Raw genomic sequence first — 26,053 nt, 5'->3', positions numbered from 1 at the left:
CGCCAGGTCGTGTCACCAAGCCGAGCGATGCCACCGCTTCGAGCGGCGCCACCGGGGTGACCGGTGATGCCACGCCGAGCGGTCACGCGGGCTGACCGATCATGCCGGAAGTCCGATCGTAGCGTCGAGGGATGACCTTGATCCACCCCGGGTGACGGTTGACCGGCCAGCCGAACGGCGTTCCCGCCGTCGCATTCGACCTCTGGACATCTCTCGGTTTCCTGCCGCCTCTTGATCCTTCGATATGCCGGCTGTCCTGCACGGACCTTCTCCGCCGTCGGCCCAGTCGGGCCGCCACCGCGGCGACCGTGCCACGGGGGCGACAGTGACGACGCGCGACTCCCGTGCGGCACCCTATGAGAATGCCGGCTGGTGGTCCTCGGGAGTGGTATCTGTCGCCGATCCGACCGAGGGGGGACCCGGACGGCTCCCAGCACCTGACCGTCCGCGCACAACCGGTTCACATGACGGCCCCACCGCGATCGCAGCCACTCGCTTCGCGTCCAGAAAATACCTGGGTGCGTGCCCTGCGACGGCGGCAGGCCGGCCCGCGCCCACCCGGCCTGGGCGGGCAGCCGGACGGCCGCGGACGGACCGGGTCCACGCCCGCGGCGGCGACCACGCGGCGGGCGCCCGCGCACTCGGGCCGGTGACGCCGCCCGGGACGGCACCGGGAATGTGGCCGGAATCATGCCCGCCCGGGGAAGATCGGGTTCCGGGCGGGCATGGTCATCGGCAGGCCGGTCAGGATGCCGGAAGAACGACGTCCTTGGCCGTCGCGGTGAGCGACAGCCCGGTGGCGTTCGTCGACGCCTTGACTATCCGCAGGTGGAACGGCAGCCCGGACACCGGGATCGGGATCGGGACCTTGAACTGGAAGGGGATGCTGAAGTTCAGGCCGCCCTTGATCGACAGCTCGGACGGCACCAGGGTGAGCTGGTTGTCGTTGACCTCGAACGTGGTGATACCGCCGATCTGNGTGCTACCCAGCCCGAAGAGGGCGTCGGTGGTGCCGCTCAGCTCGACCTTCTTCCCGCCGTCCACCGGCTTGACCTGGAAGTTGACCGCCTGCTTCGCGAGGAAGGCGTTCAGGTCGGCGTAGGTGATACCGACGGTGGCCCGCACGTCGTCGACGGGGACCTTCCCCACGTTGTCGGTGAGGGCGTCCCCGAGCGGCACGTGCACGCCCTTGAGATGCGCCTTCACCGAGGAGATCTTCGGCCCGGGGGTGGGGATGCCGTCGATCCCGACGCCGATGTCGGTGAACTTGCCGAACAGCACCTGGGTGAGGAAGGGGAACCCGCCGATGCTCACGCTCGTCACCTTCGGCACCGGGTCGCCGGGCTTGAGGTTCTCGGCGACGGACGCCTCGACCTGCTTGCGCATCTGCCCCTTGGCGATCACCACGCCGACCCGGTCGCCCACGACGAACAACACGACCAGCGCGACCAGCACGATCGCCAGCAGCCGACCTCGCCGACGCCGCCGTGGCGGCTTCGCGGCGGCTGCGGTGGCACCGGCCGGCGGCCCGCCGGCGCCGAACCCGTCTCGGGAGGCCCCGCCGGCGCCGGCTGGCCCGTCCTGGCCGATCGCCGCCCCGGAGCCCGGGTCATGGGCAAGCTGCTGTCCGTAGCCGGACTGGTCATAGGCGGTCTGGGCATAGCCGGGCTGCGCGTACCCGGACTGCTGATGCCCGGAGTGCTGATGCCCGGTCTGTGGGTACCCGGACTGGGGATCCTCAGGTCGGGTCGAACCCGGCTGCGGCTGGCCGGCGGCCGCGATGCCGCTCCGACCGATGATCATCGTGCCGTCGGCAGCGTCCTCCGGGTCGGACCAACCAGGCCCGGCCTCACCTCGACGGCGCACGGCCGCCGTGCTCGTCGTCGGCGCGGCGGCGGGCTGATCGCCCCCCGGCCGGGAGCCGACGCCCGATCGCGGGTCAGCGCCCGGCCGCGAGCTGGCGCCCGATCGGGAGTCGGCGTCTCGACCGGCGGCAGCGGTGGGTCCGGCGGCGGCGGTGGGTCCGGCGGCGGGAACGGGCCGGGCGTGGGGTCCGGAGGCGGCGGCGTCCATCGGGCGTACCGGCCGGAACGAGTCGGCCGGCGGAGGCGGGCCCGACGGCCGGAACGACTCGGCGGGCGGCGGCGGCCCGGACGGCGCCCCCGGTCGGGCAGCGCGCTGCCCCGCCGCCGGCGCCGCGCCCGCCGACCGCGTCCCCTTACCGTCGGCGGGCATCACGTGCGTGCTGTCCGCCGCCTGCCCGTCACCGTCGCGTCCGTCGTTCACCGGACCATCTCCTGCCAGTACCGCGCCGGAGCACGCCGTCGCTGTGTGGTCTTCCGCCTGGCGGCTGTCATGCACCAAGCTCTGCCGGATCGTCGCACGTTACGCGCGTCCGGCAGGCCCGCGGGTCCGATCATTCCCGGATCAGGCTTGTCGGATTACCGACCTTCACCCGAAGCGAGCCGGAACAGGCGCCTTCAGCGCTGGTCCGGTACGGTCCGGTACCCACAGCTCACACCTCCAGCGGGAGCTGCGCCACCGCGGTGTCCCGTCTGACCGGTGCCAGGCGGAACACGTCGCCGCGCGGCGCCGCGAACGCCTGCCAGAAGTGGTCCGCGACCTCGGCGGGACGAAGCGGGCCCGTCGGGCTCACCCGCCCGTCGAGGACGACCGTGCGCAGCCGGATCCCGCGGGCGGCCAGCGTCGGGCGCAGCGCCTCGGCGAGCGCGGTCAGCCCCGCCTTGCCGACGGCCAGAGCGAAGCGGCCGGCCACCGGTTCGGTGCGCGGGCTCGCCGTGGTGAGCAGGATCGTCGCTGCCACCCGGTCGTCGAGCAGCCCGGCGGCCACCTGCACGGCGGCAAGCGCCCCGGTGACGTTCACCGCCAGCGTCTGGTTCACCGTCTCGGCCGCCACCGTGAGCGCGGCCCCGCGGATGCTGAGCTTGGCGTTGTAGACGAGCACGGTGAGCCCGCCGATCTCGGCGGACACCCGCTCGACCGCGCCGGCGAGCGCGGTGGAGTCGGTGACGTCCGCGACCGCGCCGGCCACCATAAGCCCCTCCTCCGCCAGCGCGTCGCGCACCCGGTTGAGGGTGTCGGCGGAGCGGGAGACGACCCCGAGCGCGAAGCCCTCCCGCCCGTACCGGCGCACCAGCTCGACGCCGAAGCTCGTCCCCGGCCCGATCACGACGAGGCCGCGCGTCGGCGGCTCGGACGCATCCGGCTCGCGCGGCGCGGTACTGCTCATGCCCACATCCTGGCCGAGGCGGCGCCGCGAGATGTCGGGGATGGCCAGATCGGCCGCGGCGGGACGGCTCAGGTTCGGGCGCGCTCGTCCCGGGCGGCCGAAGCCGCGTTGGCGGCCCGCAGGGGCGCGCTGCGCGCGTAGGCCCACCCGAGCGCGGCACTGACGATGATCATGGGGATGAGCAGGAGAAGCAGAGCGATGACGACCGCGCCAAAGGTCTCCATGCTGTCTGCCTACCCACGATCCGGGGTAGCCCAGCCGGGTGTGACGCACGAGTCGCTCCAGGCCCCGCTGCTTAGCCGGAGGGCCCGGAGGGTTTAGTCGGACGGTGCGGCCTCCGGACAAGCAGGGGAGCCTCCGGACAGGTAGGAGAGCCTCCGGACAGACAGGAGAGCCTGTCCACAGGCCGGCGGCCGGGCGAGCCGGCGGGCCGCGCGGCCGCGGTCAGACGAGGATCCCCGGGTTGAGAATTCCGGCGGGGTCGAGGGTGCGCTTCACCGCGCGCAGCACGTCGACGCCGAGGCCGCCGATCTCGGCGCCGAGCCAGGGGCGGTGCTCGGTGCCGACGGCGTGGTGATGGGTGATCGTGCCGCCCGCGGCGACGATCGCATTGCCGGCCGCCGCCTTCGCCGCCCGCCAGCTCCCGATCGGGTCCGCACCCTGCGCGCACACCACGGTGAAGTAGAGCGAGGCCCCGGTCTCGTACAGGTGGGAGATATGGCACATCACCACCGGCGACAGCCCCGCCGCGCCGAGCGAGCCGATCAGCGCCTCGCGCACGCCCGCATAGAGCGCCGGCAGGGTGGCCCAGAACCCGGCGGTCTCCAGCGTCTCGGCGAAGATCCCCAGATCGAGCAGGGCATCGCGCAGATAGGGCGCCCGGAACCGACCCCGTTCCCAGTCGGGGCCGGCCGCGGCATCCAGCCGCCGCGCGCCACCGGCCAGCAGCACCCCCGCGACCTCGGCGGTGTGACGCTCGACCGCCGGCCCGGACCCCTCGTACCCGGTGACGAGGTGGCAGCCGCCCGGGGGGCCGTCCGCCGCGACGGCCCCGGTCACTGCCACCGGACCCGTCTCCGCCGCCGGACCCGTCTCCGCCGCAGGCCTCGTCTCCGCCGCCGGACCCGTCGCTGCCGCCCGGCCGGTCGGGCGCGGCGGACGGGCGAGGCCGCCGACGGTCTCGGTCTCGTCCGACAGGCGGCATACGGTGGGCCGCAGGTCACCCGCCGCGAGGGTGCGTAGCAGCCGCGTCCCGGTCGCGAAGTCCGGCACTGACCAGCCCTCGAAGATCCGCCGCGCCGGCAACGGCCGCACCCGCGCCACCACCTGGGTGATGACGCCGAAGGCACCCTCGGATCCGAGCAGCAGCTCGCGCAGGTCCGGCCCGGCCGCCGAGGCCGGCGCCCGGCCGAGCTCCCAGGAGCCGACCGGGGTCGCCACCCGCAGCCCGACGACCAGGTCGTCGAAGCGGCCGTAGCCCGCGGAGGCCTGGCCGCTGGACCGGGTGGCGGCGAAGCCGCCGATGGTGGCGTACTCCCAGGACTGCGGGATGTGCCCGAGGGTCAGACCGTGCTCGGCGAGCAGCGCCTCGGCGCGCGGGCCGCGCAGCCCGGCGCCGAGCTCGGCGGTGCCGGACTCCCGGTCCACCCGGCCCAACGCGTCCAGCCTGGCCAGATCGAGGGCGACCACCGGCCGTTCGGCGGGCCCGGCGGGTTCGAGGCCGCCGACGACGGAGGTGCCCCCACCGAACGGCACGACGACGATGCGCTCCCGGCTCGCGAGCCGCAGCACCGCGAGCACCTCGTCGTGGTCCGCAGGCAGCACGATCGCGTCGGGCGCGGCCCAGGCGTCGCCGGCGCGCAGGCGCAGCAGGTCGGTCGTGGACCTCCCGCGGCAGTGGCGGATGCGCGCCTCGTCGTGCATATGGACGTGGCCCGAGCCGACGATCGTCGCCAGCGCGTCCCGGACCGCCGCGGGCAGCCGGGCCGGCGGCAGGCGCACCTCGTCGAGCGGGACCGGCGCGGTGGGCCGCGCCGGGATGCCCAATCGGGCCAGCAGCTCACGAACCTCGTCGGGCAGTGGCTCGTGCGCGGACGCGGGCCCCCAGCCCCACCAGACGGGTTCGGTCGAGCCGATCCTGCGCGCTTCGTCGGTGCTTGTCATCGCCCACCTCGGTTCGCCTGCTCGATCCGGCTCACTGGACTTCGACGCGAGACAGTGTGACAGTCGAAGTAACACTGTCACAAGACCCCGACTCCACGATGGCACAGCCGCAGCGGGTGCGCCCCCGCGACGCCCGGTGCACGATCGCGGCAGTCGACCAGGAGGGTGGCCGCACGATGCTCGACACCGACCGGCACCCCGCCACCGACCGGCACCCCGGCACCGACCGGCGACCCGACACCGCCGTGGCCCCGGGTCGTCCGGTCCGCTGGTCCGGCGAGGACGCCGTCCTCGACGCGGCGAAGGCGTCGCTGCTGGCGGTCGGGGTCCGCCGCACCACGCTGACCGAGGTCGCCCGCCGTGCCGGGGTGAGCCGGATGACCCTCTACCGGCGCTGGCCGGACCTGCGCTCGCTGGTCGGCGACGTGATGACCCGGGAGTGGACACGGGTGGTCACGGCGGCGACGCGGCCGACTGCCTCCGATCGGTCCGGCGGCGACCTGGACGACCTCGTCGACCACGTCATCGCGACCGTGGAGGCGTTCCGGACGAACCCGATCTACCTGCGGATCATCGAGACCGACCCGGAGCTGCTGCTGCCGTACCTGACCGAGCGGCGCGGCGCCACCCAGCAGATGATCATCGACCTGCTGGCCGGGCAGCTCGACGCCGCCGCGCGGAACGGCACGGTGCGCCCGGTGGACCCGGCGGCGCTGGCGGTCATGGTGCTGCTCGTCGTGCAGTCGTTCGTGCTGTCTGCGGGCGCCCTCGCCGGGCCGGTGTCGGCCGCGACGCTGGCGACCGAGCTGCGGCGCCTGCTGCGCGGCTACCTCGCTCCCGACGCCGCAGGTACGCCACCCGTGCGCGCCGCAAGCGTCGGCGGGCCGACCCGGGGCGCGACGCCTTGACGGGTGCCGGCTGGCCGGCCCCGCCGGGGAACACCTCCCTCAACGCGCGGCGGCGCGACCGGGAACTGGCCGCCACCGTCGACGGCGATCCGGTCGACGTGCTGGTGGTCGGCGGCGGCGTCACCGGCGCCGGGGTCGCCCTGGACGCCGCGTCGCGCGGCCTGTCGGTTGCGCTCGCCGAGGCCCACGACCTCGCCTTCGGCACCAGCCGGTGGAGCTCCAAGCTCGTCCACGGCGGGCTGCGTTATCTCGCCGGCGGCGACGTCGCGGTGGCATGGGAGAGCGCGGTGGAGCGCGACATCCTGATGCGGCACACCGCGCCCCACCTCGTCCGGGCACTGCCGATCGTGACCCCGCTGACACCACAGGTGTCCCGCTCGGCGGCCGCGCTGGTGCACACCGGGCTGCGGATCGGCGATGTGCTGCGCCGCGCTGCCGGCACCCCGCACACCGTGCTGCCGAGGCCGCGCCGGCTGACGGCGGTGGAGACCCTCGGCCTCGCCCCCGCGCTGCGGGAGACCGGGCTGCGCGGCGGCCTGGTGTACTGGGACGGCCAGCTCGTCGACGACGCGCGGCTCGTCGTCGCCCTGGCCCGCACCGCCGCCGGCCACGGCGCCCGAATCCTCACCCGCCTTCGGGTCGAACACATCGACGGGCCCGGCGCGGCGGGCGGCGGCGCACCGGCGGCCGCCCGGCACCGCGGCTTCGAGGTGACCGCCCGCGACCAGCGCACCGGGGACGAGATCCGGCTGCGCGCCCGGACTGTCGTGAACGCCACCGGCGTCTGGGCCCCGGCCCTGACGCCCGGCATCCGGCTGCGACCAAGCCGCGGCACGCACCTGGTACTGCGCTCGGACGCCCTGGCGGGAGCCCGCGGGGCGCTGTCCGTGCCGATGCCGGGTGAGCACAACCGGTTCGCGCTGGTGCTCCCGCAGGGTGACGGCCGGGTCTATGTCGGACTGACCGACGTCCCGGTCGATCGGATCACCGACGTCCCCGAGCCCGACGACAGCGAGATCGCCGAGCTCGTCGACGTCGTGTCGACCGTGCTCGCCGCGCCCCTGGACCGCGCCGACCTGCTCGGCGCGTTCGCCGGGCTGCGCCCCCTTCTCGACGACCACCCCCGGCCCGACGACCACCCTCGACCCGACGACCACCCCCGACCCGGCGGCTCTCCCCGACCCGACATCGCCCACCCGGGGCGCACCGCGGACCTGTCCCGGCGCCATCTCGTCCGCACCGATCCGGGCGGTCTGGTCACCGTCGTCGGCGGGAAGCTCACGACCTACCGGCGGATGGCCGCCGATGCCGTGGACGCGGCCATCACAGCCGGCGAGCTGCCCGCCGGCCCCTGCCGGACCCGGCGGCTCGGGCTCGTCGGCGCCGCACCGCGATCGGTGCTCGCCGCGGTCGCGGCACCGCGCCGGCTGGTTGAGCGGTACGGCACGGAGGCGCCGCGGGTGCTCGCGGTCGCCGACGACGACCCTGGACTGCTCGCGCCGATCGTCGATGGGGTGCCGGTCACGGGGGCGGAGCTGCTGTTCGCGGTGTGCCATGAGGGAGCGCTCGATCCGGCGGACCTGCTGGACCGCCGTTCGCGGATCGGCCTCGTTCCCGCCGAGCGGCGCGCGGCGCTCGCCGCCGCCACCCGGCTGTTCGACCATGCGATGACACGCTGACCGTCTCCCCACCGGGTTCACCGAGGCCCTCCACTGGGCCGGACCCGCCAGAAGAGCCGATCCGCTCGGAGGCAGCCGTCGCCTGGTCGTCCGGGCCGGCGGGGCCGGCCGGACTGGCGGGGCCGGCCGGATCGGCAGGGCCGGCCTCGATGGTCGCGGACCAGTGCATCTCGATGCAGGCGACGCCCTCGCCGATCGTCCCGCCGGCGCGGACCAGCCCCGAGCCGCCGGGGCCGAACTCGCTCGCCCGGCCGAACTCGGCCAGGGTCGGCCCGGCGAGAACGGGTCGTCCTGGCGTCGCCGGCACCCCGGCCCGCCGCCCTTCGAGCCGCCCGACAACCCGCGCGTCAGCCGCTGCCGCTCCCTGCACTGGCAGGACAGGCGGGGCCGGCAGGACAGGCGGGGCCGGGGCACGGCGGGCCGGATAGGTGAGGTAGACGCTCGCCTGCGCGGTGCCGAGGTAGCCGGTGAGCACCACGGGCCCCTCCCGGACGGCGGCCAGCACCGCCGAGACCCGGGCAAGGAACTCCCGGCGCACCGGCTCGGGCAGCATCAGCAGGTCGCCGTCCGTCTGGACGGTGACGGCGATGCCCCGCGCCTCGGCCTGTTCGATCGTACCGGCCAGGTCACGCAGCGCAGCGAGGCCGGCACCGCCGAGATCCCGACGCAGCGCCCGGGCACGCGCCATGCACAGGGCACGCACCTCCGGCCGGCCTGGATCGATCCGACCGGCGGCGATGTCGCGCAGCAGCGGCAGGAACCGCGCGTCCAGCTCGTCGAGCCGCCGACGCCGGTCCCGGCGGACGGTGCGGTCCAGCACCCGCCGGCTGGTCAGGTCGGCCTCCAGGTCGTCGGCCCGCGCCCGCTCCTGCGCGCTGGCCCGCAGGACCGGCCCGAACATGGTGACCAGCACCTGCATGATCCACTGCGCNTACACCGCGGCGGCCAGCCTGGCGAGGACCAGCGGGTCGTATCTGCAGCCGAGGCCGAGGCCGATGACGATGCCGACCATGGCCACCGTCGCGAACCCGGCGGCAGCGTAGCGCTCCCGCGGCGGCCGGGACAGCACCGCCAGCGCCACGAGCAGCGGGTTGATCATGGTGGTGCCCCAGCTCACGACCAGTTCACCGGGAGGTTCCACCGTGTTGACCGCGCCGGCGACCGCCGAGGCGACGGCCACCAGCAGCACGGCGGCCGACTCGCGGCGGACCAGCGGCCGGCGGGCGACGACCCGGGCCGTCAGCCCGATGACCACGGCCGTCGTCAGCCAGATCGCCACGCCGGCCGGCATCGACCGGGCCTGGTCCCGGTGCACGATGACCGGGATGAGCGCGGCGAGCCAGCCCACGACCACCGCGAGGGCGAACGCCCGGCGCGCCGCCGCGGCGAACTGCTCCTCCAGCCGGTCGGCGCACGCCGTTTCCGCGGCGACCGGCTGCGGCAGCTCCCACCGCAGCGTGATCCGGGTGCCCTGCCCGGGTTCGGACCAGATGTCGGCGGAGCCACCCACGGCCGCCATCCGGGCGGAGACCGAGTGCCGCAACCCGAGACGGCGGCTGTCCGCGGCCAGCTCCGCCGTCCGGAACCCGCGTCCCCGGTCGATGACGGACACCTCCAGCCGGCCGGGGCCGACCTGGGCGAGGACCCGGGCGTCGCCGGTGCCGGCGTGGGATCGGACGTTGCGCAACGCCTCGCCCATCGCGGCGGCGATGGCGGCGCCGACCTCGTCGGGCACCCACTCGCCCGCCGGCTCCGGCCCGTCTCCCGGCGCGTCGGCCTCCAGCACGACCCGTAGACCGGCGCCGCGCGCGCTGCCGACGGCCTGGTTGATGCGTTCACTGAGGGTGGGACCCGCGTCCGGCCGGCTGGCCAGGTGCTCCTCGACCACGCGCACGCTGTCCGCGCACTGCCGGCGCAGGTCGGCGGCCGGCTGGTCCTCGCTCATGCCCAGGCCGGTGAGCGTGTTGAGGATCGTGTCGTGCAGGAGCCGCTCCTGCTCACGGGAGTCCTGCTCGCGCCCCTCGGCGACGAGCTGNCGGCGCCGCCGGGCGGTCACGTCGCGGTGCTGCCGGTCGGCCTCGACCGCGACCCGACGCAGCCGCCCGGCGGCGTGATGCAGCAGGGCGCCGACAACGAGGAGGATCGCCGTCGCGGCGAACACCTGGGGCCGATGGTGGGCGGCGCCGGCGAGCTGGGCGACCGCCAGCACCGCCGTGGCCACGGCGAACTTCCGGGCCGGCAGGGCGAACGCCGCCGCCACCACGGCGGTGAGCAGGCCGACGAAGGCAAACGAGGCGGGGTCGCCCCGCGACGCGTCAGGCGTCAGCCAGCCCGTGGCCAGCGCGACAAGGGCCGCCAAGGCCACGTCGGCGACCGCCATGGCCCGGCGCGGGCGACGGCGCAGGTGCACGACGAACAGCACACCCCACGCCAGTACGACGACCGGGCCGGCCAGCGCCGCCGGGTGCGCGCGGTACCAGCCGGCCCAGGCGGCGACGAAGACCAGCAGGTAGCCCACCTGGGCGAGCCGCAGCCGGGCGGTGCAGCGAAGCATCACTGTGGACAGCGCCTGCACCGAGCGTCCGTTCATGTCGCACAAGTGTGGACGATAAGGCCGTCGCCCCCTGCCCAAGGGGCAGGTATCCCGCGCGTGGTATCGGGGGTCGCGGGGCGGCCCGCAATCGGAATTTCGCTATTCCCGGCTTCCGCCGCCCTGGCTTCCGCGGCCCCGGCCTTCGCGGATCCCGGCCTTCGCGAGACGCCCGATGGGAGAAGCACCGCTCACCCCACGGTGTCGACGGTGAGCCGGGCGAGGTGTTCCAGGTGCTGGCGGCTGTCGCCGAAGGCGGCGACGAGGCGTTTCGCGCGCTTGTAGAAGAAATGGGTGTCGTGCTCCCAGGTATAGCCGATCCCGCCGTGGTACTGGACCATCGCGGCGGTGGNGTCGCCGGCGGCCTGGTTCGCCTTGCTCTTCGCCACGGCGACGGCGAGGTCGGCGTCCGGCCGGCCCTCGTCGAGGGCGTGCGCCGCGTACAGCACGGCATGCTCGGCCATGGTCACGGCGACGTGCAGGTCGGCGAGATGGTGGGCCAGCGCCTGGAACGACCCGACCGGCCGGCCGAACTGGACCCGCTCGGTGTCGTAGGCGACGGTGCGGGTCAGCGCCGCCCGGGCGACGCCGGCGAGGTCCGCGGCGGCCAGCACCGCGCCGCGGCGCAGCAGGTCCGCCAGCGCCGCGGCGTCCGAGCCCGGCAGGCGGACGGCCGGCGCCCCGGTCAACGTCAACGCGGCGAGCCGGGTGGTGCCGTCGATGCTCGCCTGCCGTTCGATCCGCACGCCGTCGCCCCCGCGTTCCAGCAGGTACAGACCCACGCCGCCATCGCCACGGCCGGAACCGCCACCCGTCGGCACCGCGACCGGCTCGGTGGCCGGCTCGGTGGCCGGCTCGGTGGCCGGCTCGGTGGCCGCGACCGGCTCGGTGGCCGCGACCACGATGACGTCGGCCACGTGGGCGTACTCGACGCCGGAGGCGGCGCCGTCGAGCCGGCCCGCGGCGTCGGCGCGCACGGCGATCCCGCTGCGGCCGAAGCGCCCACCCGGGCCACGCAGCGCCACGGTGGCGACGAGCTCGCCCGCGCCGAGCGGCCCGAGCACGGCCGCGGCCTGCTCGGGCGAGCCGACCCGCCGGACGGCCGCCCCGGCCAGCACGGTCGTCGCCCACGGTCCGGGGACCACCCCGGCGCCGAACTCCCGCGCGATCACCTGGGCGTCGAGGAGGCCGAGACCGAGGCCGCCGTGCTCCGGCGGCACGCACACCGACAGCCAGCCCTGCTCCCCGATCGCGCGCCACAGGTCGGCGGGATGGCCGTCGCCCCGCTCGTCGTCGACGACCGCCCGCACCGCCCGAAGGTCGAAGCGGTCAGCCAGGAAGGCGCGGACGGTCTCGGCGAGGGCACGCTGCTCGTCGGTGAGGGCGAAGTACACAGGCGCGGTTCTCCTGAGGGCCGGGCGGGGCGGGCGAGGGCGGGGCGGGCGAGGGCGGGGCGGGCGAGGGCGGGGCGGGCGAGGGCGGGGCGGGCAGCCTACGACCCTCGGGGCAGGCCCAGCACGCGTTCGGCGACGATCGTGCGCTGTACCTGCGACGATCCTCCCCAGATCGTGACCGAGCGGGTCCAGAAGCTCTCCTGGCGCAGCGCGGTCAGGTCGAGGTCCGCGGTGGGCCGCAGCAGGGCGACGTCGGCGCCGAGCAACTCGTCGAACGTCTCGAACAGGCCCTGGTAGGCCTGCGACCACTGCAGCTTCGTCACCGACGACGACGCTCCCAGATCGCGGCCCTGCTCGACCTCGGTGAGCACGTGCATCGCCTGGTAGTGCAGGCACTCCAGCTCGACCCGGCGCCGGGCGAGCTCCTGGCGCAGCACCGGGTCGCCGNCACGGCCCAGCGCCCGCGCCACCCGCACGATCTCGTCGTAGGCCTGCCGATAGGCGGTGTACTGGCTGATCCCGGCCGCGCCGCGCTCGAACGACAGCAGCAGCATCGCGGTCGCCCAGCCGTTGCCGATCCCGCCCAGGCACTGCGACGCCGGCACCCGCACGTCGGTGAGGAAGACCTCGCCGAACTCGCTGACCCCGCTCATCTGACGGATCGGACGCACCTCGACCCCGGGGGCGTGCATGTCGATGAGCAGCAGCGACAGGCCGCGATGACGNCTGCTGCCGGGCTCCGTGCGNACCATCGTGAAGATCCGGTCGCCACGGCCGGCGAACGTCGTCCACACCTTCTGGCCGTTGACGACGAACTCGTCACCGTCGAGCACCCCGCGGGTGCGCAGGGCGGCGAGGTCGGACCCCGCGTCCGGCTCCGAGAAGCCCTGACACCAGATGACCTCGTTGCGCAGCATCGGCCCGATGATGTCGGCCTTCTGCTCCGGGGTGCCCACCGCCATGACGGTCGGGGCGAGGAAGACCAGGCCGAGGCTGTTCACCGAACGGGGGGCGCGGGCGCGCACCAGCTCGGAGTCGTGGATCGCCCGCATCGCGGGGGTGCCGCCGCGCCCGCCGTACTCGACCGGCCAGTCGATCCCGGCGAACCCGGCCAGCGCCTTGCGCCGCTCCCAGTCCCGGCGCAGGTCGAACGCCTCGTCCTCGCCGACGGTGGCCCAGAAGCCGGGTTCGGTCCAGGCGGCGGGGATGTTCGCGGTCAGCCAGGCGCGCAGCTCGGCGCGGAACTCCTCCGCCTCCGGGGGATAGCTCAGATCCACGTGGTCTAACCCATCTTGTCGGCGTGTGCCCGCCACGGGAGCCGGGCTCAGTCCAGACCGTAGTACTCGATAACCGCGTGGTGTGCCGGTCGCCGACCCCGCCGACCCCGGCGACGCCTCGGCGCCCCCCGCCGGACGCCCGCCGTTCACCCGCGCACAGGCGCCGGTCACCGCCAGCCGGCACGATGGGGATGCGGTCGCCGCGGCACCGCCCGGACCCGCCCACCTGAACCCGGACCCGCCCACCTGAACCGGGACCCGCCCGCCCGAAGGAGGACAGCCGCCCATGACGCCGACCAGGCACGCAGCGCCGACCGCGGGCCTCGATCCTGCCCGCCGCGCCGAGGCGCTGCGCAGGATGCGCACCGAGATGATGGACGTCGCCGTGATCGGCGGTGGGGTGACCGGCGCGGGAGTCGCGCTGGACGCCGCCACCCGCGGACTGTCGGTGGCCCTCGTCGAGGCCCGCGACCTCGCCGCCGGCACCTCCAGCCGCTCCAGCAAGCTGATCCACGGAGGGCTTCGCTACCTCGAACAGCTCAACGCCCCGCTGGTCCGCGAGGCCCTGCGGGAACGATCCCTCATGCTGGACACCCTCGCCCCGCACCTCGTCCACAGCGTCCCGTTCCTGCTGCCGCTGACCCACCACGGCTGGGAACGCGCCTACATCGGCAGCGGCGTGCTGCTGTACGACACCCTCGGCCAGGGCCTGGCCCGCATCGCGCCGGGCGGCGACGGGACCATGCCCCACCACCGGCATCTGAGCCGCAAGGCGGCGCTGCGGGTCTTTCCGTCCCTGCGCTCCGACGCCCTCGTCGGCGCCATCCAGTACTGGGACGGCCAGGTCGACGACGCCCGGCACACCCTGTTCGTGGCGCGGACCGCGGTGCGCTACGGGGCGCTCCTCGCGACCAGCGCACGGGTCACCGGCCTGCTCCGGGAGGGCGACCGGGTCGCCGGCGTCACGGTGCTCGACCTGGAGTCCGGCGACGAGATCGCGCTGCGCGCCCGGCAGACCATCAACGCCGCCGGGGTGTGGACCGACGAGATCCAGTCGATGGTGGGCGGGCGGGGGCGGCTGTCGGTCCGGGCGTCGAAGGGGGTGCACATCGTCGTCCCCCGCGACCGCATCCACGGCGAGACGGGGCTGATCCTGCGCACCGAGAAGAGCGTGCTGTTCGTCATCCCCTGGGGCAGCCACTGGATCATCGGCACCACCGACACCGACTGGAACCTCGATCTCGCCCACCCGGCGGCGAGCAGCGCCGACATCGACTACCTGCTCACCACCGTCAACCGGGTGCTGCGCACCCCGCTGACCGCGGACGACATCATCGGCGTGTACGCGGGCCTGCGGCCGCTNCTGGCCGGCGAGTCCGAGGACACCTCGCAGCTCTCCCGCGAGCACGCCGTCGTCACCCCCGTGCCGGGCCTGACGATGGTCGCCGGCGGCAAGTACACGACCTACCGGGTGATGGCCGCCGACGCGGTCGACGCGGCGGTGAGCGGGATGAACCGGGCGGTGCCGGCGTCGTGCACGGAGAAGATCCCGCTGCTCGGGGCCGACGGCTTCCCCGCCCTGTGGAACGCCCGGGAGAGCCTCGCCCGGCGCGCCGGGCTGCACGTCGGGTGGATCGAACACCTGCTGCACCGCTACGGCACCCTCGCGGAGGAGGTGCTGGAGCTCGCCGCGTCCCGCGCGGAGCTNTCCCGGCCGCTGCCCGGGGCGTCGACCTACCTGGCCGCCGAGGCGGTGTACGCGGTCACCCACGAGGGGGCGCTGCACCTGGAGGACGTGCTGACCCGGCGGACCCGCATCTCGATCGAGACCCCCGACCGCGGGGTGGAGGCGGCCCGCCACGTCGCCGAGCTCATCGCCCCCACGCTCGGCTGGGACGCCACCGCCCGCGACCGCGAGGTCGAGCACTACCTGGCCCGGGTGCAGGCCGAACGGGCCTCGCAGCGGCAGGCCGACGACGCCACCGCGGACGCGGCCCGACTCGGCGCGCCCGACGTGCGCCTGGGTCGGGCCGAACGCCGCACCCCCGCCCCGGCCGCCGGCTGAACGGGTTTTAGTAGGCCGGCGCGAGGAACGACGCCTCCATGGACACCATTCTCTGGATCATCGCGGCGATCTTCGTCATCGCGGGGGTTGTCACGATCGTCCGCGGGGGTCTCATCTACGGCATCGTGCTCATCGTCGTCGGCCTGCTCATCGGCCCGGGCGGTGTTTCGGTGTTCAGTTGACGCCCGTGGTTCCGCCCTTTGCCGAGAATGAAGGCCGGGCGAAAGACGGGATTACAGGCCGTATTCCTCCAGCAGGCGGAGCCACACCTCGCTCACCGTCGGAAACGAGGGCACCGCGTGCCACAGCCGCTCGACGGGCACCGCGGCGACGATCGCGATCGTCGCCGCGTGGACCATCTCCTGGGTGTCCGGGCCGGTGAACGTCGCGCCCACCAGGACCCGCCGGGACTCGTCGACGACGATCTTCGAAGTGCCGGTGATCCCTTCGCCGCGCACCGACGCCCCGGCCACCCCACCGGTCGCGACGCTGACCGCCCGGACCGCCAGGCCCGCCTCCCGCGCGGCCCGCTCGGTCAGCCCGACCGCACTGACCTGGGGATCGGTGAAGGTCACCCGTGGGATGGCGAGGCCGTCCGCCACGTCACGGGCAGGCTCGCCCGCGGCGTCCCGGCGGCCGGTGATGACGTCGGCGACGATCCGCGCCTGGTACTTGCCCATGTGGGTGAGCAGGGCGCGGCCGCAGACGTCGCCGACCGCGTACAGCCAGCCGCCGTCCACCCCGACCGCCAGGAGACGGTCGTCGACCTCGATGAACTTCCCGGGCGGCAGCCCGACGGCGGCCAGGCCCAGGTCGCCGGTCGCCGGGGTGCGTCCGACCGCCACCAGGATCTCGTCCGCCACGACGGCCTCGCCCCCGGCGTCGTCGCCCCTGGCGTCGTCGCCCCTGGCGTCCGGCCCCGCCGCGTCGGCGAGGGTGACGGTCACCGGGCCGCGCGGGGTCGCGGAGTCGGGGCGGCTGCGACGCACCTCGACGGCCCGGGTGCCGAGGCGCACCGTGATGCCGTCCGCCTCGAACGCCGCGCGTACCTGCTCCCCGGCGAACTCCTCCTCCCGGGCGAGCAGCCGCGGCGAGCCCTCGACGAGCGTGACCTCGGCGCTGCCGAGCCGGCGGAACGCCTGGGCGAGCTCCGCGCCGACGGCGCCGCCGCCGAGTACCACGAGGCGGCGCGGCACCGAGCGGGCGGCGGTCGCGGAACGGTTGTCCCAGGGGTCGGCCTCGGCGAGACCCGGGATCGGCGGGACCGTCGCCCGGCTGCCGGTGGCCACGACCACCGCCCGCGACGCGATCAGCACCCGGCGGTCGCCGTCGGCGGCGGTGACCTCGACGTGGCGGGGCCGGCCGGTCAGCCGGCCGGTTCCACGAACGAGCGTCACGCCCTTGTCGGTCAGCCACGGCACCTGGGAGTCGTCCGAGAAGCCGCCGACCAGCCGGTCGCGGCGCGTGAACACCGCCGCGGGGTCCAGCGCGCCGGTGACCGCCGCCGCGGCGCCGGGCACTCGGCGCGCCGCGGCGAGCACCTCCCCCGGCCGGATGAGGGTCTTGCTCGGGATGCAGCCCCAGTAGCTGCACTCGCCGCCGACGAGCTCCCGTTCGACGATCGTCACGGCGAGCCCCGCGTCGGCGCACCGGCCGGCGACGTTCTCTCCGGCGGGGCCCGCGCCGATCACGATCACATCCACCTGCGCGCCCTGTGCCCGGGCGCCCTGTGCCCGTGTGTCCGCCTGTGTGTCCGGGGCCATGCCCGTGCCTCCCCACCGTCGCCGCCAGATCACCGCAGCCGGGGGGCTGGCCGGGCGGTGGTAAGGGATCCGCTGCTTTCTCGACCCCGAACCGTCATCTGCCGCCGGCAGCATGGCGGGGGACGGCCCGGTCGTACCGTNCGCGCGGGAACGGTGACGAGAAGCACCCGGCCCGAACGGACGGCGCGCCGCCCGTGACCGGGAGACGCGGGGTGTCAAGGGAACAATGGCGTCGTAGCGCGAAGCAGGGCCCGGTGCGCGCGTAGCCGCCCGCACCGGGCCGCCGTGACGAAACGAGCGGGGAGACAAGATGCAGCTCGGGATGGTGGGCCTCGGCCGGATGGGCGCCAACCTGGTTCGCCGGCTGATCCGCGACGGCCACGAGTGCGTGGTCTACGACGTGAACGCCGAGGCCATCAAGGCCCTGGAGGCCGAGGGCGCCACGGGGGCGGGCACGCTCGCCGAGTTCGCCGCGGCGCTGCGTCCCCCGCGGACCGCCTGGATCATGGTGCCGGCCGGGCTGACCGGGCAGACCGTCGACGCGGTCGCCGAGCACTTCGCACCGGACGACGTCATCATCGACGGCGGCAACTCGTACTACCGCGACGACATCCACAAGGCGAAGGAGCTTGCCACCAAGGGCATCCACTACGTCGACGTCGGCACCTNTGGCGGCGTGTTCGGCCTGGAACGCGGNTACTGCCTGATGATCGGCGGCGAGCCGGAGGCCGTGGCCCGGCTGGAGCCGTTGTTCGAGACGATCGCCCCCGGCGTCGGCGCCATCCCCCGCACCCCCGGCCGCGACGGCGAGCCGGTGCAGGCCGAGAAGGGCTACCTGTACTGCGGGCCGAACGGCGCCGGGCACTTCGTCAAGATGGTCCACAACGGCATCGAGTACGGGATGATGGCCGCGTTCGCCGAGGGTCTCGCCATCCTCGACAAGGCGAACATCGGCCGGGAGGCCCTGGAGCACAACGCCGAGACGGCCCCGCTGGGCGACCCGCAGTTCTACCAGTACGACTTCGACACCGCCGCGATCGCGGAGGTCTGGCGGCGGGGCAGCGTCGTCNGCTCCTGGCTGCTCGACCTCACCGCCGCCGCCCTGCAGGAGGACCCCGAACTCGCCGAGTTCAGCGGCCGGGTCTCCGACTCGGGTGAGGGCCGCTGGACGGTGCTCGCCGCGGTGGAGGAGGGCGTGCCCGCGCACGTGCTGACCGCCTCCCTGTACGAGCGGTTCAGCTCCCGTGGCGAGAGCCTGTTCGCGGACAAGCTGCTCTCCGCGATGCGCAAGCAGTTCGGCGGCCACGCGGAGCAGCACGCCCCGAAGGCCGGCTGAGCTCGGCCGGCCTTCAGGTCGGCGGCTCGGGCGGGTCGGTGGCTCGGGCGGGTCAGATGTCGGCGCCGAGATCACCCACGTCACCCATGACGATCATGGGATGGGCGGTGGGCTTCAGCCAGCGCAGGATGGACGTCAGCGCGTCCTGCTCGACGGCGACGCAGCCCCGGGTCGGCGACCTGTGGTCGACGTGCAGCCAGATGTCGCCGCCGACCTGGTCGCCCAGCGGCCGGGTCGGGTCCGACGGGGGACGCCCGGGCAGCCGGTTGTAGTCGATGGCGACGACGTAGTTGAACGCGTCGGCCATCGGCTGCCCCTGCGGCGCCGCCGTCCGGTAGAACGCCGGCCGGTACTCGTAGGGCATGCCGGTACCCGGATCCGGCAACCGGCCGCCGGCCGCCGTCAGGCTGAACACCCCGATGGGGCTGCGCAGGTCGCCCTCGTGGTGGGTGAAGGTCCACCCGTTGGCGCCGTTGCGCCCGGTCAGCGGGGCACCGAACGGCTCCCAGGGGGCGTCCGGGTTCGCGCGCTGCCACAGCGTCACGTTGTTGGTGTTCGTATCCCGGTCGGCGCCGCTCGCGACGATCACCTGGAGGGCGTCCCGGGGAATCTTCGCCGACATCACCGCCCCGATGCCAGGCACAGCGCCCGAGGCCCCGGCCGTGCCGTCCGCGCCCACGACCCGGTTCGGCCGCACCCGCTCCGCGCCCGCCGCCGATGGGGCCGACCCGGCCGAGGCTGCGCCGACCGATGCCGACGGCCTCGGGTCCCGCTCCGAGCCGGGACCGCTGAAGTGGACGGCGCTCGCGGCGCCCACGACCAGAGTCACGCCGGCAGCCGCGACACCGACGGCGACCGACCGGCCCCGCGCGGCGCCCGCGCGGCGAGGTCTGTTGCGGTGATCGGCCATGTCTGCGGCCTCCGGGACGACGCCGCGGGCGGGGCGGCGTCGCGCTGTCGAGGGCCGACGCTCCCGGCGGCGACCGCGCCCGCGCCACCGGGGTGCGACCACGGCGCACCGGTCACGACGATACGGATCGCCTCCCGCTCTTCGGTGGGATACCCCAGCGCGATGCCCGTGCCATGCGGTCACAGCATCCGAACGCTGGGTGACATTGAGGAATGCCTCCCCGGGCGGATCATCATCGTCCGCGGCGCACTCCTCATCACCTCCCCCACAGGGCGGTTCCGAACCTGCCCGGAACGCCCGCAGAGCACCGGAAAGACCCGCCGATCAGCACGATCAGGATTTTTTGCCGTGCGGAGGGTGACAGATTGCCGCTGCGGATCGATTGCTCGGCGGCCCGCCGTCGGCACGGAACCAGGCGAGGTCCGGCGAGGACGAACGCACGGTCGGCTGCCGACCCCGGCCCATCCAGCGCCCCCGCGGCCGCGACGAGGGTGGGATCACGCCCGACCGGGTTACGCCTGTCGCCGGCACCCACGGCGCGAGATGCATGGAGTCGATTGCGGTACGTTCTGGTCAATCTGCGGCGACAAAGCGTGCACACCGCACCGCATGCGCACACCGCACCGCAGTGCGCTCACCGCACCGCAATCGGCCGCCACCGACCCGGCCCGTCACCGCTCGGGCCCCCACCGAATCAGGCCCGACGACCGTGCTCGACGGCTTCCAGTTCCACCGCATCCTGGCCACCCCGCGGCGCCCGGAGGGGACCGACCGTCCCGACCCCGTCCCGCCCGCGCTGTTCGCCGCGCTCGTGGGTGCGCACGCCGAGCTGACCTCGCTCGACGCCGGCCCGGCCGCGCCGGGCGTCGCTGTCGCCTGGCTGCGCGGGCCGGGCGAGTCCCACATCCGCTTCCTCGCCGGCGGCCGGCCCTACTTCCCCCCGGGCACCATCCCTGCGGCCGAGGCCGAGGCCGCGGCCGCCCCGCCGCCCCCGACCATCCCACCGGGCCCGACGTCCCCGCCACCGGGCGGCGGGTGGCCGGATTCCGAGGGCGGAGGGCTGCCGGCGCTCCCGCCCTTTCCCGGGCCGCCCCGCCCCGNCCGGCCCCGGCCCGCGTCGGCGCCGCGGGCGGCCGGACCGGCCCCGCTGCTCTACCCGCCCGGATCGACGGCCGTCGCGCTGGCGCCCGGCGCCGTCCTCGACGACCTCGCCCGTTTCCCGTACTGGCTGCGCTGCGGTGGCGCCCCGGACGCGCTGTGGGCGCCCGGACCAGGCGGGGAGGGCGGCAACCAACCCCCGGCCGGCGCGCGGCGCGGCTCGTTCGACGACTACGCCGCCCACCTCGTCGGCCCGTTCGCTTGGCTGGTGCTGGCCTGGCCGGTTGCGCCGCGTCGCCTCACCGAGGAACGCGACGCCCTCGCCCGCAGCATCCCCGCGCTGCGCCTGCGCGAGCACGACCAGGACGCCCGGCTCGACCTGGAACGGGCCGAGCGCCGCCACCGGGAGCTTGGCCGCGCCGCGGCCAGCGGGATGTGGGACGTCGAGATCCTCGTCGGCGGGGCCAGCAGGGCCGGCGCGTTCTCTCTGGCGGCGCTGCTGTGCAGCTCCAGCGATCTCGACGAGCTGCCCTACACGCTGCGCCCGTTGGGCCCCGCGACGTCGTTCGCCGGTGTCCGGGCGCCGCGGCCGGCGGATCCCGCGGACGGGGCGGAGCGCAGCCCGTTCCGGGCCGGCGCCGAGCTGCTCGCGGCGCTGGCCCGCCCGCCCGGCCGGGAACTTCCTGGCATCACGCTCATCACCCCGCACACGTTCGACGTGACGCCGGAGGGCCCGGACGGCAACGGGCCCGCGGATCCCCGCGGCGCCCCCGGGGCGGTGCGGCTCGGCGACGTCNTCGACGCCGGCTGGTCGCCGGCCGGCACGCTCGCCGTCCCCCGGTCCACGCTCAACCGACATGCGTTCGTCTGCGGCGCCACCGGCTCCGGGAAGTCGCAGACCGTGCGGTCGCTGCTGGAGTCGCTGGCGCGCGCCCCGGCGCCGGTGCCGTGGCTGGTGCTGGAGCCGGCGAAGGCGGAGTACGCGCGGATGGCGGGTCGGCTGGCCGACCTCACCGGACCGCTCACCGGACCGCCGGAGGGCGGGGACGCGGGAGCCGACTGCGCGGGCGGGCTCGGCGCGGGCGGGCTCGGCGCGGGGAGCGTCGGGGATGCCGTGCGGCCCGGTGAGGTGCTTGTCATCCGGCCTGGCCGGCTTGACGCGGCGCCGGCGTCACTGAACCCGTTGGAGCCGGAGGCCGGCTTCCCCTTGCAGAGCCACCTCGACCTGGTCCGCGCGCTGTTCCTCGCCGCGTTCGAGGCGCATGAGCCGTTCCCCCAGGTCCTGGCCCGGGCACTCACCGTCTGCTACCGGGATCTGGGCTGGAACCTGGTGCTCGACCGGCCCGAGCCGCCGCACCGGCCGCGGTTCCGCGTCCGCGGGCCGGACGCGGACGCGCCGGTCGAGGCGCGGCGGCGCTACCCGACCCTCGGCGACCTGCAGCGAACCGCCGCCAGGGTGGTGGAGAACATCGGCTACGGGGCGGAGGTCACCGCCGACGTCCGCGGGTTCGTCGACGTGCGCATCGGCAGCCTGCGGGAGGGCAGCCCGGGACGGTTCTTCGAGGGTGGCCATCCCATCGACATCGGCGCCCTGCTGACCCGCAACGTCGTCATCGAGCTCGAGGACATCACCAGCGACCAGGACAAGGCGTTCCTGCTCGGGGCGGTTCTCATCCGCATCGTGGAGCACCTGCGGGTCCGGTTCGGGGCCGCCGGCGCCGGCGGGCTACGGCACGTCCTCGTCGTCGAGGAGGCGCACCGGCTGCTCAAGAACGTCACCGACGGGCCGGCCGCGGCCGCGGTGGAGCTGTTCGCCTCCCTGCTCGCCGAGATCCGCGCCTACGGCGAGGGCCTCGTCGTCGTGGAGCAGATCCCGGCGAAGATCCTGCCCGACGTCATCAAGAACACCGCGCTGAAGGTGATGCATCGCCTGCCGGCCGCTGACGACCGGGAGGCCGTCGGCGCCACGATGAACCTGCGCCCGGAGCAGTCCGAGGCCGTCGTGGCGCTGCCCGCCGGGGTGGCCGCCGTCAGCGTGGACGGCATGGACCGTCCGGTGCTGGCCCGGATGGTCGCCGGTGACGCACGGGAGTCCCCGCATCTCGCCCGCTACGACCGGGTTCCGCTGGCCGGCCGGCGCAGCCTGCACTGCGGCGCGGCGTGCGCCCTCGGGCGGGCCTGCACCCTGGAGGAGACCGAGACGGCGGCGCTGGCCGCCCACGACGCCCGGCTGGTGCTCTGGGTCGAGGCGGTCGCGGCCCACCAGGTGATGGGCTTCGCCCACGTGCTGGGCCTCGCGCCGTTCGCCCCCTCGCCAGCGCTGCGCGCGATGCTGGCCGCGCAGCCGCCGCGGCGGCTCGACTGCCTGCTCGCGCACGCCACCGACCGGGCCACCGACGCCCGAGCCCGGCTGCTGCGCCCGTCCGTCGATCCGGACGACTTCGCCGCCGCGCTGCGCGCCACGCTGCGCCGGTTGCTGGTCGGGCCGCCCGCCGACGCGCCGGTGGACTCCCGGCGGTTCACCGCGGGCGTCTACCGCTGGCAGGACGTCCGGCTGGCGCTCGGCGAGGCCGTGCGCCGGCAGGGTCCGGACGCGGGCCCCCACCCGCTCACCTCGTCCTGGCACGACCGCGGCCTGGCCGTCGCCGGCGGCACGATCGGCGAGCAGCTCGCCTGGCTGCGCGCCAGCCCGATCTACACGGGCGGCGAGGACCAGGTCAGCGTCGGCGACGTGACGGCGAGCGGGCTGGTCGACGCGGTGCGGGAGCTCGCCGGCGGGACGGCTGCCGGGGCCGTCGGGATCGCGCTGGAGCACGCCTGCACCGGGCCTGGCCTGGCGGACCTGGTCGACCAGATCGCCAACCTCGTCGAGACGGGCACGGGCGGCCCGCTGGCCGGACCCGAGGCGCCGGAGTCGGCCGCGGCCGGCCGGTGAGAGCGTTGCCCGGTGAGGAGTCGGGGAAGTTCCCCGCCGGGACCGGCACGCTGGTGGCGTTGGCTCCCGGCCACGTCGAACAGGGTGACGGAACGGCGGCCGCGGTCGCGGGCGTCAGAACGCGACAGAACGGACACTCGACGCCATACTGGAGACGGAGGGATTTGGTCTCGCCACGGGGCGTGCTCGCCAGCAACGGCGGCGCGGTGGGCCGGGCGATGCACAGGCTGGCGGGCCAGGTCCTGCCGTGACGCGACTGGCGGGGGTCACGATGGGAGGCGCAGCCCTGACGGCGGCGGAGGCCCAGCTCATCCAGGGACTGTTCGTCCCTCGGGAACGCTGGGGGTGGGAGTTCGTCGACGGCGGCCCGCCGACGCCGAGCCCGCTCGCCGACGAACGCCCCGTCTGGACGCCACCGGCGCTGCCCGACCTGACCGAGCTGGCCGCCCGGCGGGACCGGTCGCTGCGGTCGCTGTGGAAACGGCTGCCGGTACCCGCGGCCTTCGTCGTCTTCGGGGTGCTGCTGGCGTCCGAGGGCGGGCTGTTCTTCGTGCCGGCCGGGTTGGTCCTCGCGCTGCTCGCCGGCCTGCCCCCGCTGGTGCGCCACCGGCGGCTGGTGCGCGCCCGGCGCCGGACGGCGACGGCGACGGCGACCGCCCGCGCCGCCCACGAGCAGGCGGTGGTGTCCTGGCGGGCCGAGATCGACGCGCACATCCGGGCCGACGAGCGGCGCCGGGAGGCCGCCAGCAGCTTCTTCCCCATCGTGACGCCGGCCGCGACCCCGCGGGTCGACGTCTTCGGCGGCGACGGCAACGGCTGGGCCAGCCTGTTGGCCACCGCCGGCTGCTCGGTGCTCACCGGCGGCACCGGCATCCTGCTGGTGGACCTGAGCGAGCGGACGGTCGGCGGCGGGTTGGCGCGGCTGGCCGGGCAGGCCCGCTGGCCCGTCGAGTCCTGGGACCTGCCCCGCCAGCTCGACGAGGTCGCGCTGCTCGACGGGCTCGGCCCGCGGGAGACCGGCGAGCTCGTGGCGGACGCCTTCGGCCCGACCCGCGAGGGCGATCAGGACCATCACCGCCGGGCGCTGCACGCCGACCTGGTGAGCACGGTCGGTCAGGTCCTCGGCGAGCGGCTGACCTTCCGCCGGCTCGCCGAGGGCCTGCGCGTGCTGGAGGGTCTCGACGACGGCACGGCGGCCGCGGCGTTGTCGACGGCCGAGGCCGGTGCGCTCGTCGGCCGGATGAACGCCTTCGGCCGCGGCGAGCGGATCCCCGACGAGCTGCGTTACCTGCGTTCCTCGCTGGAGGCCCTCTGCCCGCCGGACGCCTCGGCCGTGGCCGCGCAACGGGCGGCGATCGCCGGCGGGCCGGGCGCCGGCGGCCTGCGGCGGCTGGCGACATGGTGGCCCGTCCAGGGGCTGCGGGTGATGGCGACCTCCAGCCGCACGTCGTCGACGCATCACAAGGAGCTCGCCGACCGGCTGGTCATCCAGGCGGTCCTCCACCAGCTTCGTCGCCGCGAGCTCGCCCCCGCCGCCGGGCGGGACATGCTGGTCGTCGCCGGAGCGGACCATCTCGGCCGACCCGTGCTGGGCGGCCTCGCCCGGCACGCCGAGATCGCCGGGGTACGCCTCGTGCTGCTCTTCGAACGGCTCGCCGACGACGCCGAGCGGGTCCTGGGCAGCCAGGGCGGATCGACGATCATCATGCGGCTCGGCAACGGCAAGGACGCGACAACCGCGGCGGAGTTCATCGGCCGCGGTCACAGGTTCGTCATGTCCCAGGTGACCACGCAGGTCGGGCGGAGCTTCACGACGGGCGACAGCGACAGCGTCGGCTACTCCGACGGCACCTCCGACACCACCGGCACCAGCGGCGGGTCGAGTCGGACCTACGACCGCACCCGCCTGCTGCCCTGGCTGCAGAACACCTCCACGAACACCGGCTGGCAGGAATCCGTGACGACGTCACGCTCGCAGACCTGGCAGCGCACGACGAACACCTCGGTCAGCGACTCGACGAACGACGGCAGCACCACCCAGCGGGTGTATGAGTTCCTCATTGAGCCCACCACCGTGCAGACCCTGCCGACCACCGCCTTCCTGCTGGTCAGCCCGGTCGACGGGCCGGGTCGGGTGATCTCGGGCGACTGTAACCCCGGCACCGTGCTGCTGCCCCGGGTCTCGCCGGTGGACCGCTGGTCGGCGGCCCGGGGTGCCGCCGGGGCCGCGGGGGCGCAGGCGGCACCCCGGGCGCCGGGCGCCACCCCCCTCGCCGAGCCTCCCGCACCGTCGGCGCAGCTCCCGGTCGGTGGGGCGGCGGGCCGGCGGGATGGGGCCCGACCGCGTCCGATCGGCACCGCGGCGCCCGACGCCTACCCGAGCCTCGCCGTGGCCGCGGAGGAGCTGGCCTACCGGCTGGCCCCACCGCCGCCACGGCCCGGCCACCCTGCCGGCCCCGTCCCCGGCCCCGGCCGGGTGGCCGGCGGCTGGGTGCCGACCGGAGTGCAGCCGGCGTCGGGCCCGGGCCCGCAGGCCGGGGGCTCCGGGCGGCCCGTGGAGGACTCCCCGGCCGACGGGCGGCCACGCGAGGAGGGGAGGCCGCCGCGCAGGGGCCGGCGCCGCCTCAGCGGGCAGCCGCCGAACCCGGCGTGACCGGCGCGCACCGTCCAACCGGCGCGCCCCGT

Annotated in this window: 15 protein-coding genes and 9 pseudogenes; 11 read left to right on the top strand and 13 right to left on the bottom strand. The window is 75.3% G+C overall.

The features are described from left to right. Positions 1 to 744 precede the first annotated feature (744 nt). From FF86_RS39360 to FF86_RS03230, 5 genes and pseudogenes are all read right to left on the bottom strand, one after another. Positions 745 to 978, bottom strand: a pseudogene (locus FF86_RS39360) (DUF2993 domain-containing protein); the annotation flags it as partial. Position 979: 1 nt separating this feature from the next. Then, positions 980 to 1,803, bottom strand: an 824-nt coding sequence (locus tag FF86_RS61785; protein WP_255355692.1) for a DUF2993 domain-containing protein, incomplete at its 3' end; no start/stop codon positions are given. A 712-nt stretch (positions 1,804 to 2,515) separates the two neighbouring features. Further along, the gene (locus FF86_RS03235; protein WP_044884336.1) at positions 2,516 to 3,250 is read right to left on the bottom strand and encodes an SDR family oxidoreductase; all 735 of its coding nucleotides are present in this window, start codon (positions 3,248 to 3,250) and stop codon (positions 2,516 to 2,518) included. Between the two features lie 68 nt (positions 3,251 to 3,318). Next, positions 3,319 to 3,474 carry a hypothetical protein gene (locus FF86_RS34595; RefSeq protein ID WP_173667251.1) on the bottom strand — a complete coding sequence of 52 codons (156 nt, stop codon included), beginning with the start codon at positions 3,472 to 3,474 and terminating at the stop codon, positions 3,319 to 3,321. 220 nt (positions 3,475 to 3,694) lie between these two features. Next, positions 3,695 to 5,413, bottom strand: coding sequence for an FAD-binding oxidoreductase (locus FF86_RS03230; RefSeq protein WP_044884337.1), 1,719 nt, complete (start codon positions 5,411 to 5,413; stop codon positions 3,695 to 3,697). Positions 5,414 to 5,511: 98 nt separating this feature from the next. Between FF86_RS03230 and FF86_RS03225 the strand changes: the two genes are divergently transcribed. Together FF86_RS03225 and FF86_RS31420 are read left to right on the top strand one after the other, a co-directional pair. Further along, on the top strand, positions 5,512 to 6,321 hold the full coding sequence (locus FF86_RS03225; RefSeq protein ID WP_236705654.1) for a TetR/AcrR family transcriptional regulator: 810 nt from the start codon (positions 5,512 to 5,514) through the stop codon (positions 6,319 to 6,321). Next, positions 6,318 to 8,000: a glycerol-3-phosphate dehydrogenase/oxidase gene (locus FF86_RS31420; RefSeq protein WP_082121758.1), complete on the top strand. Its 1,683-nt coding sequence runs from the start codon at positions 6,318 to 6,320 to the stop codon at positions 7,998 to 8,000. Before FF86_RS03225 ends, FF86_RS31420 begins: the two co-directional genes overlap by 4 nt. 932 nt (positions 8,001 to 8,932) lie before the next feature. Here the strand turns inward: FF86_RS31420 and FF86_RS64885 are convergent. The 6 genes and pseudogenes from FF86_RS64885 to FF86_RS64880 form a co-directional block, all read right to left on the bottom strand. Then, positions 8,933 to 9,699, bottom strand: a 767-nt coding sequence (locus tag FF86_RS64885; RefSeq protein WP_396229752.1) for an ATP-binding protein, incomplete at its 3' end; no start/stop codon positions are given. A gap of 1,082 nt (positions 9,700 to 10,781) precedes the next feature. Next, a pseudogene (locus FF86_RS39350) lies at positions 10,782 to 10,942 on the bottom strand (acyl-CoA dehydrogenase); the annotation flags it as partial. A gap of 1 nt (position 10,943) precedes the next feature. Beyond that, positions 10,944 to 11,984 (bottom strand): acyl-CoA dehydrogenase family protein (locus FF86_RS03215; protein WP_242418087.1); only part of this gene is annotated, 1,041 nt, incomplete at its 3' end. Between the two features lie 98 nt (positions 11,985 to 12,082). Continuing rightward, positions 12,083 to 12,431 (bottom strand): annotated as a pseudogene (locus tag FF86_RS39345) (acyl-CoA dehydrogenase family protein); the annotation flags it as partial. Between the two features lies 1 nt (position 12,432). After that, positions 12,433 to 12,709, bottom strand: a pseudogene (locus FF86_RS39340) (acyl-CoA dehydrogenase); the annotation flags it as partial. Positions 12,710 to 12,731: 22 nt separating this feature from the next. Next, positions 12,732 to 13,261, bottom strand: a 530-nt coding sequence (locus tag FF86_RS64880; RefSeq protein ID WP_396229741.1) for an acyl-CoA dehydrogenase family protein, incomplete at its 3' end; no start/stop codon positions are given. Positions 13,262 to 13,547: 286 nt separating this feature from the next. On the opposite strand from FF86_RS64880, the pseudogene FF86_RS39325 reads away from it, so the two are divergent. The 4 genes and pseudogenes from FF86_RS39325 to FF86_RS34590 all read left to right on the top strand — a co-directional run. Continuing rightward, a pseudogene (locus FF86_RS39325) lies at positions 13,548 to 14,623 on the top strand (glycerol-3-phosphate dehydrogenase/oxidase); the annotation flags it as partial. A 1-nt stretch (position 14,624) separates the two neighbouring features. Then, positions 14,625 to 14,968, top strand: a pseudogene (locus FF86_RS39320) (glycerol-3-phosphate dehydrogenase C-terminal domain-containing protein); the annotation flags it as partial. Between the two features lies 1 nt (position 14,969). Next, positions 14,970 to 15,326 (top strand): glycerol-3-phosphate dehydrogenase C-terminal domain-containing protein (locus FF86_RS39315; RefSeq protein ID WP_304438092.1); only part of this gene is annotated, 357 nt, incomplete at its 5' end. Between the two features lie 38 nt (positions 15,327 to 15,364). Further along, positions 15,365 to 15,508: a GPGG-motif small membrane protein gene (locus FF86_RS34590; RefSeq protein ID WP_165699166.1), complete on the top strand. Its 144-nt coding sequence runs from the start codon at positions 15,365 to 15,367 to the stop codon at positions 15,506 to 15,508. Between the two features lie 51 nt (positions 15,509 to 15,559). On the opposite strand, the gene FF86_RS03200 is transcribed toward FF86_RS34590, so the two are convergent. After that, positions 15,560 to 17,089, bottom strand: a complete 1,530-nt coding sequence (locus FF86_RS03200) for an NAD(P)/FAD-dependent oxidoreductase (RefSeq protein WP_044884342.1) — start codon at positions 17,087 to 17,089, stop codon at positions 15,560 to 15,562. A 310-nt stretch (positions 17,090 to 17,399) separates the two neighbouring features. Here FF86_RS03200 and FF86_RS39310 point away from each other — a divergent pair. From FF86_RS39310 to FF86_RS39295, 3 pseudogenes are all read left to right on the top strand, one after another. Further along, positions 17,400 to 17,757: pseudogene (locus tag FF86_RS39310) on the top strand (NAD(P)-binding domain-containing protein); the annotation flags it as partial. A 29-nt stretch (positions 17,758 to 17,786) separates the two neighbouring features. Beyond that, positions 17,787 to 18,158: pseudogene (locus FF86_RS39300) on the top strand (6-phosphogluconate dehydrogenase (decarboxylating)); the annotation flags it as partial. Position 18,159: 1 nt separating this feature from the next. Further along, a pseudogene (locus FF86_RS39295) lies at positions 18,160 to 18,425 on the top strand (6-phosphogluconate dehydrogenase (decarboxylating)); the annotation flags it as partial. 52 nt (positions 18,426 to 18,477) lie between these two features. Here FF86_RS39295 and FF86_RS03190 read toward each other — a convergent pair. Further along, positions 18,478 to 19,254, bottom strand: a complete 777-nt coding sequence (locus FF86_RS03190; protein ID WP_052681010.1) for a L,D-transpeptidase family protein — start codon at positions 19,252 to 19,254, stop codon at positions 18,478 to 18,480. 1,976 nt (positions 19,255 to 21,230) lie between these two features. Here FF86_RS03190 and FF86_RS39285 point away from each other — a divergent pair. Beyond that, a partial coding sequence (locus FF86_RS39285) for an ATP-binding protein (RefSeq protein ID WP_242418085.1) occupies positions 21,231 to 23,368 on the top strand: 2,138 nt, incomplete at its 5' end. Between the two features lie 247 nt (positions 23,369 to 23,615). Continuing rightward, positions 23,616 to 26,021: a hypothetical protein gene (locus FF86_RS03180; protein ID WP_242418126.1), complete on the top strand. Its 2,406-nt coding sequence runs from the start codon at positions 23,616 to 23,618 to the stop codon at positions 26,019 to 26,021. Positions 26,022 to 26,053 lie beyond the last annotated feature (32 nt).

Source organism: Frankia sp. CpI1-P (assembly GCF_001421075.1).
GTDB classification, from domain to species: domain Bacteria; phylum Actinomycetota; class Actinomycetes; order Frankiales; family Frankiaceae; genus Frankia; species Frankia torreyi.
Note: the sequence above shows the minus strand (reverse complement) of the source record. Positions and strands in the feature narration are given on the sequence as shown.